At 66.5% G+C, this 10,932-nt stretch carries 11 protein-coding genes; 7 read left to right on the top strand and 4 right to left on the bottom strand.

Features of this window, described 5'->3' with window-relative positions; genetic code table 11:
* Positions 1–395 precede the first annotated feature (395 nt).
* From ABIC61_RS14435 to ABIC61_RS14420, 4 genes are all read left to right on the top strand, one after another.
* Entirely contained in the window at positions 396–2,297 is a 1,902-nt protein-coding gene (locus tag ABIC61_RS14435) for a hypothetical protein (protein ID WP_354030470.1), read from the top strand.
* A gap of 237 nt (positions 2,298–2,534) precedes the next feature.
* Positions 2,535–3,407: a ParA family protein gene (locus tag ABIC61_RS14430; RefSeq protein WP_354030469.1), complete on the top strand. Its 873-nt coding sequence runs from the start codon at positions 2,535–2,537 to the stop codon at positions 3,405–3,407.
* A complete protein-coding gene (locus ABIC61_RS14425; RefSeq protein ID WP_354030468.1) occupies positions 3,404–3,775 on the top strand; it encodes a ParB family protein in 372 nt (123 codons plus the stop codon). Before ABIC61_RS14430 ends, ABIC61_RS14425 begins: the two co-directional genes overlap by 4 nt.
* Positions 3,776–3,925: 150 nt before the next feature.
* Positions 3,926–4,288: a DUF6611 family protein gene (locus ABIC61_RS14420; RefSeq protein ID WP_354030487.1), complete on the top strand. Its 363-nt coding sequence runs from the start codon at positions 3,926–3,928 to the stop codon at positions 4,286–4,288.
* On the opposite strand, the gene ABIC61_RS14415 is transcribed toward ABIC61_RS14420, so the two are convergent.
* From ABIC61_RS14415 to ABIC61_RS14405, 3 genes are read right to left on the bottom strand one after another with little or no spacing between them, the layout of a single operon-like run.
* Entirely contained in the window at positions 4,187–5,035 is an 849-nt protein-coding gene (locus ABIC61_RS14415; protein WP_354030467.1) for a recombinase family protein, read from the bottom strand. The genes ABIC61_RS14420 and ABIC61_RS14415 overlap by 102 nt on opposite strands.
* Positions 5,036–5,045: 10 nt before the next feature.
* On the bottom strand, positions 5,046–5,216 hold the full coding sequence (locus ABIC61_RS14410; RefSeq protein WP_354030466.1) for a hypothetical protein: 171 nt from the start codon (positions 5,214–5,216) through the stop codon (positions 5,046–5,048).
* Positions 5,217–5,226: 10 nt separating this feature from the next.
* On the bottom strand, positions 5,227–6,210 hold the full coding sequence (locus ABIC61_RS14405) for a hypothetical protein (protein WP_354030465.1): 984 nt from the start codon (positions 6,208–6,210) through the stop codon (positions 5,227–5,229).
* Positions 6,211–6,693: 483 nt separating this feature from the next.
* On the opposite strand from ABIC61_RS14405, the gene ABIC61_RS14400 reads away from it, so the two are divergent.
* The 3 genes from ABIC61_RS14400 to ABIC61_RS14390 are packed head-to-tail and all read left to right on the top strand — an operon-like array spanning position 6,694 to position 9,723.
* On the top strand, positions 6,694–7,500 hold the full coding sequence (locus ABIC61_RS14400) for a TIGR02391 family protein (RefSeq protein ID WP_354030464.1): 807 nt from the start codon (positions 6,694–6,696) through the stop codon (positions 7,498–7,500).
* The gene (locus ABIC61_RS14395; protein ID WP_354030463.1) at positions 7,493–8,800 is read left to right on the top strand and encodes a site-specific integrase; all 1,308 of its coding nucleotides are present in this window, start codon (positions 7,493–7,495) and stop codon (positions 8,798–8,800) included. Before ABIC61_RS14400 ends, ABIC61_RS14395 begins: the two co-directional genes overlap by 8 nt.
* Entirely contained in the window at positions 8,797–9,723 is a 927-nt protein-coding gene (locus ABIC61_RS14390; protein ID WP_354030462.1) for a hypothetical protein, read from the top strand. Before ABIC61_RS14395 ends, ABIC61_RS14390 begins: the two co-directional genes overlap by 4 nt.
* A 386-nt stretch (positions 9,724–10,109) precedes the next feature.
* On the opposite strand, the gene ABIC61_RS14385 is transcribed toward ABIC61_RS14390, so the two are convergent.
* The gene (locus tag ABIC61_RS14385; RefSeq protein WP_354030461.1) at positions 10,110–10,898 is read right to left on the bottom strand and encodes an SDR family NAD(P)-dependent oxidoreductase; all 789 of its coding nucleotides are present in this window, start codon (positions 10,896–10,898) and stop codon (positions 10,110–10,112) included.
* Positions 10,899–10,932 lie beyond the last annotated feature (34 nt).

Below are 10,932 nucleotides of genomic sequence, written 5' to 3'. Positions count from 1 at the left end.
AGGGCCGTGTGCTTCCTGAGACCCGCCAGGCGTTCAAGGACGCCGCTGAAGAGAGCGGCGTCTCAGTCGCCTACTACCTTGACGCGCTAGCGCGCTCGCTCGTCGCCGAAAACGGCGCGATGCCGCTCGTCGAGGACCCCCGTCGGCTTAACCGAGTGGAGTTGCCGATCCCAGCCGCTTAACGACAAAACCCCCGCCAGAGGCGGGGGTTCGGGGCTAGGCCCCAAGTCATGTTTCTCACTACCTGCTACGTCGCCAAACAGATCAGGTCGTGAGCTTCCGATAGAAGAAGCCCGGTTGGAGCCGGGAGCCTTCGTCGTACCGCCACCCCGAGAGGAGGAGGTGTCGCCATCGTAACGCACGTTGCTGCGCCCGGTATAGATCAATCTGCCCGCGTGTCCTCTTCGGATACCGCCTGGGCGTTGACGCGCTCGATCGCGCCTCGTCGGTACGTGAACCGCATGATCGCGGAGGCCGACGGGACGATTCGGTCGAACAGCTATCCGTCGAAGTTCCCGACTGCAGGGCACACTCCCCCGGCGACGCCGTGGACGATCGACCTCACCGACCTTGACGGACGGTTCTGGTTCGCCGCGTTCGACCTCGACGCGAAGACACCCGAGGACTTCGACCAGGCGGCCGAGGACCTCGGCGTGCTGGTCCGGATCCTCCGCGACGCGCAGGTGCCGCACGTGGTGTGCCGCTCGAGCCCCACAGGCGGGTTCCACGTGTGGGTGCCCCTTGCCGGCGTCGATAAGGCCACGATGGTGCAGCTCGCCGGCGCCGCACGCGCTGTGCTGCCGTCTCTTGACCATGGGCTGCTCTGCAACGACCGCACGGGCGCCGTCCGCCCGCCGCTGACCCCGCACGCGCGCGGTGGCGCGTCCGAGGTGATGGCCGGCGCCGACGACGTCGACGTGCTCCGCACCCCGACCGTCACCGCCGGCGATCTCCTCCGCGTCACGGCCGCGTTCCGTGAGCTCCGCCCAGCCGTGGATCCCGCAGACTCCTCCCCCACCGGCCCCGTCGACGCCCACCACCGAGTGCACCGGTCCCTGCCGGCGTGGGGTGAGGCGCACATGGGAACCGTTGCCGGCGGCCGTGACCCGTCCCGCACCGGCTACCTGTGCCTGCTCGCGGCCGCGGTGTCCGGGTGGACCCTCGCCGACGTCGAGCACGCCGCGAAGACCGCACCCGGCATGGAGCACTACCGCACCCGCAACCGTCCCACCGGCGGCCGTGCGCCCCGCGCTGCGGCCGAGGCGGCTGCGCGCCTCGAGCGGCAGTGGGCGAAGGCGCAGGAGCGGGCCGTGCTGTACCGGTACGCGCCCGAGGAACGCCAACAACGAGACCTGACCCAGCTGACCGGCATCGTCGACGTCGTCGAGGCCATGCTGCAGGCGTTCACCGCCTCCCCCGGCCGCTGGACCCGCACCGAGGCGGACCTGCACGACAGCACCGTCCTGACATACCTCGCCTGGGTCTCCCTGCGCTCCGGCTCCCGCGACGTCGGCGCCGCACTCCGGTCTGTGGCGATCGCCACCGGGATCCCCTCGAGCACCGTCGACCGCTCACTCCGCCGCCTCCACGCTGCCGGATGGATCACCCGCCGGCGCCATGCCGATGGCCCCAACGCAGCCGTTTGGCGGCTCACAGACCGGTTTTCCACACCCTCCGAACACGTCGGGCCACCTCACGATGTGACCGCCCGCCCCCCGGCCGAGCTCTTCGACGTGAGAGTCACCCTCCTGGACGCTCTAGAAGACCGGCTCGACGCCGGACGCCACGACGTCTTCACCCGCGCAGGACTGGGACCCACGGCACGCCGCGTCTACGAGAGCCTGACCACTGACGAGCACGCACCGGAGGTCGTCGCTGACCGTGCAGGACTCCCCCGCGGCCGGGCACGAGCAGCCCTCGCACGCATGCGACGTTGGACCCTAGCCATCGCCACACCCACCGGCTGGCGCCGACGGTTCCAAGACTTCCGCACACACGTGGCCAAGCAGCTCGGCGTCGATGGGATCCTCTTGCGACGCGAACAGCAGTACGTCGACGAACGCGACCTCTGGGCCTGGTGGCAGAACCACCTCATCCGCAAGGCCGGCCGCCGCGGCCGCGACCGCATCCCCACCACACAGGTCGTCATGTTCCGATCCGTCGACGACCACGGCGGACCCGAGGCCTACCCGGCATACCCGTGCTCGAGCGACGGCCGAGCAGACCACCGACAGGCCATGAGGTTTGTCCGCCGGGGGCTCCTACAAGAGCTGCGGGACTTTGAGTTGGCAGCGTGAGTGGGGAGGCACTCTGCTCTCGTCGAAGCATGTAACGCAAGCGTTTATTGGCTTGCGTGGCTTGTAATCCTTGCGTTTATTGTAAGACTTGTATGGCTGGCTCAGCGAACCCAACAAACCCAAGCGTTTATTGGCTTACGTGGCTTGTAATCCTTGCGTTTGTTGTAAGACTTGGGTACATTGGATTGCATGGCTTACAACCCAAACAAGCCTTGAAACGATTGCATCGGAGGGCTGATGACGCACATCACAGCGATTGCCAACAACAAGGGTGGTGTCTCCAAGACGCAGGTGACTTGCCAGCTGGCTGCTGCGCTTGCGCGAGCTGGACGCCGCGTTCTTGTTGTCGACATGGATCCCCAGGCGAACGCCACTCGACGTCTAGGGATCGAGTGGGATCCTTCCGCACCGATCCCCACCATGTCCGAGGTGATCGCGGCCGCTCAGGACGGCGCAGGGGAGGCGGCTGTAGTTGCCTGTGGCTGGGATACAGAAGCGGCACCAGAAGGGGAGCGGATCGACGTTCTGCCGGCTCGCTTTGATCTCATCAATCGTGAATCCGAGGCTGGCGTCGTCGGCGCCGTGCGTCGTCTCACCAAGGCACTGTCCGGTTGGACGGACGTGTACGACGTCGTCCTGATCGACACCCGGCCTGATCTCGGCCACCTCGTGCAAATGGCGTTCGCCGCTGCAGACACCGTACTCATCCCCTCTGACCCGAACTACGACTCTGTCGAAGCCGCCATCCGGGTTCGAGACTTCGTCTCACTTCACGCCGCCGACCTGATGAACCCGGATCTGCGTGTGGCTGGCGTTGTCGTCACGCGGCGGAAGCGAACCAAGGAACATGATTTCCAGATCGAAGGCCTCGTCGACGCCTTCGGCGAGCTCGTCTGGAAGCTTGGGGGAGTGGTTAAGTTCGACGATGGGACCGACCTTTTGAACCCCAAATACCTTCCCGAGTGGTCTCGCTTTGCGGAGGCTGATGCCGCCGCAACATCCCTGGGCGCATGGCCCGGGGTGGACGGGCGGAAGGCGGTCGCGCTCTACGACGCACTCGGTCAGATGTACGCACAGCGCATCCTGGAGAAGGAGAAGAACGCCGTATGAGTGCACCAGAACGCCGGCGACCCGGTGCGAACAGCCCAATCAAACTCACCGCCAACGTCGAACCCGTTCGGACAGGCGTCGAGGCACCGGTGACGCCTGAGGCACCGAAGCGGGAGGTCATGCCCGTCGAGCCAGTGAAGGAAGCGACGATCCCCACGACCGTGGCGCTGCGGGAAGGTCTCAAGCGTCGTGCCCAGACGGCAGTTCTCCACACAGCCGCGTTGCCCGGGGGCTACCGGTCGTTCGCGGCGCTGGTCGACGCGGCCCTTGAGCGAGAGCTTGAACGACTTGCAAACGAACACAACGGCGGCGTCCCATTCGAACCGAACGCGGGCGGGTTCCGCACCGGCCGGCCGTTTGGCAGCTGATGACGCTGAGGAGACCGCCCCTCACGGAGCTCATCGCCCACGGCACAGACTGGAACGGCCGTTGGGGACGACTGGACACCACGCCCCCATCCGCTCGTGTCGCAAACGAGAGCCTTCACGGCGCTGCTGTCGATCTACCCACCGGGAACGATGCGTAGGGAGTGGATCCTTCTCGGGATCCAGGGGCTCGGCGCGACCTGGATCGGGTGGGGCATCGCGGCCCTCGTCGTCGTGGTCGCGATGATGCTTGGTGACCGTTGGGCTGGCCTCACCGCCGCATGCGTGCTCGTCGCCCTCTGGGGAGTCGTCTCTCTCGTGACCGTGAAGCTGCGCCGTAACACCCGCCACGTCCGAATGTCAGCGAGTCCGGCGGGGGCGGCAGGCAGGTGCCGGATCAACCACATCGCTCAGCTACTGGACGACCTGGATGCCCAGGACCTCGACCCGGTTGAGTACGAGCTGCAGTGGGGTCGCATCTACGGCGAGGTCGCCAGCGTCACACGCGGCGCGTAGGTCGTTCGCCCGGTCAGTCGTCGACGCGGGGGAGTGCGAGGGTCTGGTCTGCTGCTTCGCCTCGAGCGATGGCCGGTACACGGTGGCGCGGGCGACGTCGAACAGTTCTGCGAGCTCGGCCGAGGTGTAGTCGCCGGATCGGCGCATCGACACCAGGAGCGTTTCTCGCCTCTCGGAGAGCTTGGGCTTCCGGCCCTTCAGCCGGCCTTTCGCTCGAACGGTGGCCATGCCTTCCCGGGTGCGGGCCCTGACGAGGTTCGCTTGGAACTCAGCGAACACCGACAGCATGCCGAAGATCATCCGGCCCATCGGGTCGAGGGGGTCGTAGACGGATCCGTTGAAGCTCAGACGCACGTCCTTCGCTGCGAGCTCGGCCGCGATCGTGCTGGCGTCGACGACGGAGCGGGCGAGCCGGTCGAGCTTGGTCACGACGAGGGTGTCATCAGCCCAGCACGCGGCGATCGCCTTCTCCAGCCCCGGGCGGGCTCGCGTTGTGCCGGAGCGGCCGTGGTCGACGTAGACCCGTTCGCGTGCGACGCCGGCGGCGATCAGCGCTTCACGTTGCGCGGTGAGGTCCTGCGCGTCGGTGGAGACGCGGGCGCCGGATCCGGCGCCGAGACGAGCGGTAGCCGATCGACATGGGCTACTCATGGCCTGGCGAATCCGTCCGGATCCCTCGCGTTGGTGAGTTAGGCGACTCGACAAGCGAGAGCCCCAGCGCCGATGGGGGCTGAGGCTCTCGTTCACGGTCGGTGCCCTATTGGGGTGGTGACGTGCGCCGTTTGCGGCGAGCGATCAGGGCGTCGCCCGCGATGAGGACGAGCGCCGTGGCAGCTCCGAGGATGGCGAGCAGCCACCAACTGGTGTCGGTGAGAAACCCGATCAGGCCGAGGACGATGATCGGGATCGCGATGAACTTCGTCAACATCGAATCGAGCCTAACTGCAGTTGTTCCGAGCGGTCTTCACGAAGGGCTTCCCGTTGAGGCCAGGGCCGAAAATGGTCTGGTAGCAGGAGTTACTCTTGAACTTCTTGTTCGAGTAGATCTTCGCGATGCTCTTGAAGACGGCTTTCACCGTGACGCCTCCGCCGGCGGTGCACAGAACTGCGGCGGCCTTCGCCACTGGAGACGGGAGCTTGGTCGCGCCGGAGCAGACGGCCACTACGGACAGTCCCCCTACCGCGGTCGCGGCCACAGCGATTGCCTTCATCTCTGCTCCGGTCAGGTTGATGTAGGGACCGGGGCCATACGGCGTGCCGGTGATACCTACAGTGATTTTCGGGTCGGCGACAACCGGGTAGGTGACGGGCGTAGCACTGTGCTCAACCACCTGCACGAGGTCTCCGTTGCTCACCTCGTAGTGAGTTGCGACGGAGACGCCTGCAGCATCCCTCGCCCAAGGGGCGTCGATCACACCGGCAACGGACGGGACGGTGTCTTCGGCCTCTGCGGTGTCGAGGAGCACGACCGAGCCGTCCTCGTTCAGAATCGGGACGACCGAGTCGGGCAGTGCGTACGTAAACCGTGATGGCGCAGCCTTGTCCTGCAGCACGGTCTGCACCCGAACACCATCGGTCAGTGCCTGCGCTGCCACGTCCGTTGACTTGGCAGCATCGGCGTAGACGACAGTGCCGTCTGCTGCAGACTGCCCCGCTGCCCCGCGCGCTGCCCCCGGCAGGCCGAAGTGGAGTGTGCCATTCGACGTTGCGAGCTCAACGGCCCCGGCTGTGTCTCCGGGGAGCGTCGTGACCGACGAGTCGCCGTCCTGCACGTCAACCGAGGGAGCGACCTGCGCAACGTCGCGAGCGACCGCGTCTGCGGCCGAAGTTCCTTCAGCATGGGCCACGCCGGCACCGGCGAGGACCAGTGCTCCGGCGGTGACGGTGGTCAAAAGTGCGTGTGCTCTCATCTTCAATTTCAATCCCCAAATCGTTCATGACGCGTTGCGCCAGTCGGATCTTGGCAGTCACACAGGAGGGCGCGCATCCATCTGGAGATGGAGAACCCTCTCCAAGGTTGGAGGCTGTCCGTTGGCTACCCAAAGCGGTGTGCGCGGTAGCCGTGCCGAATACGACCGTTTCTGAGACGTCGTTCGTCCGACGTCCCCGTGACGGGCGAGGGCTCGCTGTTTGTGTTGCAGATGGCAGTGCCGTAATCAGCGTCGCGTGCCGGGCGGGGGAGGCGAGTTTCGCTACATGCTCCTGAGCGGAACGGGATGCAGCCCGGCACCGGAGAGATCTCGGGCGAGCGTGTTCTTCCGTACGCGCGACGCCTCTGGGTCGCTTCCACCCCCGCCAAAACGTTCCGAGAACGACTATTATCGGAACTGATGTGGGCGGGGGTCACAGGGCCCCGTTTCCGACGGATTTCGCCTTCCCGGACGCCCCGGAGCGTCTGGAGCGCCGTGTTCACGAAGACTGTCGTCGCCCCCGAGGACCGCGAGATCGCGGTTCCCGTGATCGAGCAAGAGATCAGCCTGGGCAAGATCAGCGACGCGAGCTCGGCCGACGCCGGGATGTTCCTGCTGAATGCGTTCGCCTGGGCGTCAAAGAGTGACTGGACCGCGCAGGGGGTCGTCAACATCGCTCGACAGATGGCTGTGCTTCCCGGTGGCCACTCACGGAAGTCGCTCACCGTCGCGAACACGCGAGTGGTCGAGCAGTACGTCGCCGACGGAATCGGCTGGCTACTCGCACGAGGGCTCGTAGGCCCGTCGATGGAGTCCGTGGGAGGCAGCTCGTGGATGCTGACCTCCGACGGCCTCGACGCAGCGAAGCGCGGCTCCGTCACGCACATCGAGGCGTCGCTTCGCCTGCATGCGGACCTGCACCCACTCCTGAACGCATCCGCGCGACCGAACTTCGAGCGCGGCGACTACGCAACCGCTGTCTTCGCTGCAACCCACGAAGTTGAGGTCGCGGTCCGGGATGCCGCAGGCTTCGGGGCGGACAAGTACGGTGTCCCGCTGATGCGCGACGCCTTCAAGGAGAATGGCCCCCTCACGGACGACGGCGACGGGGCAACAGAGCAGCAGGCAATCTCGAATCTCTTCGCCGGCGCGATCGGTGCGTTCAAGAACCCGACGAGTCACCGCACGGTCGAGTACGAAAGTCCCATCGAGGCCGCGAGCATCATCCATCTCGCCGACATCCTGCTGCGCATCGTCGACCGGGCCAAGGCCCGTCGCGCCGCCGAGGTGTCCGGTGAGTGACGAGCCGGGGGAGGAGCTCGTCCTCGCCGACGACGCACGCGACAACCTCGTCCCAGAGCTCGTCGATGATGACCGGATGACGCGCCGGCCGCTGCGAGCGGTGTCGGGCAAGAAGATGACCGCCGGGCAGCGAGCGGCTGCTGAGCGTAGTCGAACCGCGGCGGCCGTTCGTCGCGCGGCAGCACGGGGGCCGCGGCCGCCGGTCGTGGCGAAAACTGCTGAGCAGCTCGCCCTCGAGGCCAAGTCCGAGAGCACCGTGCGCGCCTACAACAGTGATCTCCGTCAGTTCGCGCGCTGGCTTGCTGGCTTCGAGGACGACGAAGTGCACGATCCAGCCGACATCGCCGGCGTGCGCACGGCGCCGCGGACGCCCAAGGAGGTTGCTGACTTCCTGGCCGCCAAGGCTGCCTCGGAGGTGGCACCAGGGGTCCGCCGCTACGCCCCGTCGACGATCGCGCGCTACCTCGCCGCGATCAACTGGGAGCACGAGCGTCGCCACTTCGATCCGCCCGGGAAGCACCCGCGCGTCCGCGACACCATGCGGGGCATCCGTCGCGATGACCCACCACCCGTCGAGCGTGCAGCTCCGCTGACGCTGAAGCTCTTGCAGCGCACCCTGCGCGCGATCGACCTCACCACCTTCGAGCGCGGGGCCATCAACACCCGCGACTACGCCCTGATCCTGTTCGGCTTCGTCGGCGCGTTCCGCGAGAGCGAGCTCGTTGCGACCGACGTCAGCGACTACCGCCTCGTCTCCGACGAGGGCGTCCGCATCCGGATGCGTCGATCGAAGACCCAGCAGGAGGGCGACGGACCGCCGAAGGTCATCCGCTTCGGCTCGAACCCGCTCACCTGCGGGCCCTGCGCGTTCGTGCGGCTGTACCGGCTGCAGGTCGAGCAGCACCAGCGCGGAGAGGCCGGGATCTTCGCTGCGCTCAAGGACGCAGCAACCGACGTCCACATCTGCGACGAGGGGCTCCCGCCGCACGAGGAACGTCTCGACCCCGCCGCTCCGTTCTTCCCCGCGGTGAGCAAGTGGGGCTTCTTCCGCGATGCCCGGCTCACCCCGACTGCGGTCGGCAAGGTCGTCCAGTCCCGGATCCGGAAGGCCGGCCTCAACACCGAAGGCTTCAGCGGGCACTCGATGCGTGCCGGCTTCATCACCGAGGCGCGCAACGCGGGCGCGACCGACGTCGAGATCATGAACCAAACCGGCCACACCTCGGCGGCGACGCTGCGGATCTATGACCGCGAGTACGCGCCGCTGGTGCGCAACGCCTCGACCCGGATCAAGCTGTGACCGGGACGCCGCAGCTCGAGCGGCACTGGGCGCGCTTCGAGGCCTGGTGTACGGCGTCGGGGCGGGACGCGCTTCCGGCGACGCCTGAGACAGTCGAGGAGTTCCTCGTGCTGTTCCCCGGGTCGAAGACGCAGCAGCGCATCCGACGCCGGGCGATCGCCGTCCAGCACCTCGCTGCGGGGGAGCCGTCCCCGATCCTCGTGCCGCCGGCAGATCGTGTCTGGAAGGGAGAGGCGTCGGTCGCGGACGTCGAACGGGCGCTGGCAGAGATCCCGAAGTACCGCCACCCAGTCGGCCTCCGGGGTCGGCGCGACGCCTTCCTCGTGGTCCTCGTCGGCTTCCTGCAGCTGAGCCGCCAAGAGGCCCGGAGTATCACGCCCGGGCTGATTGAGCTCGGCAGCATCGTGAAGATCCACGGCCGCGTCATCCCCAGTAACGACGACCCGGTCACGTGCCTGGCGTGTGCCGTCACACGCTGGCTCCGGGTGGTCGGGAACGCCTACCTCGGCCATCAGCACGAGACCCGGGCGCTCCTGGACTCGACGAAGACCGATCTCTCTGAGCACGACTGCGGCCGCCCCGTCACCGAACCGTGGCGCCGTGCGGTCAAGATGCTGCTCTCGCTCGACACCTACGGCTGGACCAGGACGGACGTGCCGTTGTCGAAGCGGTCGATCACGTCCATCGTCCCCGCCAGGCGCCGTTCATACGGGTTCGTCGAAGACGTCGGACCGCGCACCCGGACGCCGAGCCGGTTCGACGATCTCAGTGCTGCCGAGACCTACAAAGAGGCCGGTGAGCTCGAGGTGCGGGCGGCCGCAGCGTTCGCACGATCCGCAGAGGTGCTCGCGGAAGCCCACCGGCTCGGCCTGGCGATAGACGACCTGCTGGTGCCGATGCCCGACGACGACGATGGCTGGTGAAAGATGACGCCCCGCCGACCGAAGCAAGCGGGGCGTCCGGCATGATCTAGATCAAGCCGGGGAGAACCTCGAGGACGACCAGTACGACAGTGCCCACCATGGTGATCACTGCCACCCAGTCGACTCGACGTCCGCGATGCCGGTCATGATTCCTCATGAGGCATCACCTCCCATCGACGTCGACGTCGACGTCGACGCCGACGGACACGAGAAGCTGGGAGGCCAGGGATGCCCAGGCGTCGCAGATTGCAAGCTGGTCTCGGGCCCCGCGCACGCTCGACTGCGTGATGAAGGGTGCTTTCTGGTCTCCCTACGGGTGTGAGTAGCGCTGAAAGAACAGCCCCGCACTGTTGACTAGGCGTGGCTGTTCGCAGGCAGTAGCACAGCTAGTAGTGGGTGCCGCCGTCGATGCGGATCTCCGTGCCCGTTATGAATCGACCGTCGTCACTGGCGAGCATCGCCACTACACCGGCAACGGTTTCTGGACCAGCAAAACCTTGGCCAAGCCCGGGCTGCAACTTGTGCATCAGCATCAGGTTCGCATCGTCAGGCAGTCCGGGGCCGACCGACTGTTTGCTCGCTCCTGACCCGTCCGTCATACCCGAGGAGATAGAACCCGGCTGTACAGCAGTGAAGCGGATACCTTGCTGGGAGTACTCCGCCGCTAGTGCATGAGTCATGGACTGGATTCCGCCCTTGCTGGCTGCGTACGCGGCCATGTACGGGTGTGCGAAGCCGGCGGAGGTCGAGCTGAAGTTCACCACGGCAGGAGCGTTGCCTTCGAGCAGCGCAGGAATCGCTTCACGGATCATGAGGAAGGTGCCGACGAGATTGACACGGATGACCTGCTCGAAGTCGGTCAGGCTTGTCGCGTCCGTGTGCGATGACCGAAGAATGCCCGCTGCGTTGACGAGTACGTCGAGACCACCCAGTAAAGCGATCGACTCAGTCACTCCGTTGCGGACGGAGGCTTCATCGCCGATGTTGACGTGAATCGCGTGAAGGCGGTTTGCGGCGTCGCCAGCCTTCATGCGGGTGTCGGCGAGGCCTGCTTCGCTGATGTCCGCGGCGACAACGCTGCCGCCTTCTTCCAGCAGACGTAGCACCGTCGCTTGTCCAATGCCAGATCCTCCTCCGCTGATGAGCGCGCGGCGCCCATGGAATCGAGTGAGCATGGTTCCCTTTCGTCCATGTATTGCGGTGCGCAGC

Source organism: Curtobacterium sp. 1544 (genome assembly GCF_040544915.1).
In the GTDB taxonomy this organism is placed as follows: domain Bacteria; phylum Actinomycetota; class Actinomycetes; order Actinomycetales; family Microbacteriaceae; genus Curtobacterium; species Curtobacterium pusillum_C.
The sequence above is the reverse complement of the archived record's forward strand: the minus strand, read 5'-3'. Positions and strand labels throughout refer to the sequence as shown.

Bases quoted from the DNA above. Each gene is read 5' to 3' on its own strand.
- ABIC61_RS14430 (WP_354030469.1), top strand. From the start codon at position 2,535: ATGACGCACATCACAGCGATTGCCAACAACAAGGGTGGTGTCTCCAAG.
- ABIC61_RS14425 (WP_354030468.1), top strand. From the start codon at position 3,404: ATGAGTGCACCAGAACGCCGGCGACCCGGTGCGAACAGCCCAATCAAA.
- ABIC61_RS14420 (WP_354030487.1), top strand. From the start codon at position 3,926: ATGCGTAGGGAGTGGATCCTTCTCGGGATCCAGGGGCTCGGCGCGACC.
- ABIC61_RS14410 (WP_354030466.1), bottom strand. From the start codon at position 5,216: ATGTTGACGAAGTTCATCGCGATCCCGATCATCGTCCTCGGCCTGATC.
- ABIC61_RS14385 (WP_354030461.1), bottom strand. From the start codon at position 10,898: ATGCTCACTCGATTCCATGGGCGCCGCGCGCTCATCAGCGGAGGAGGA.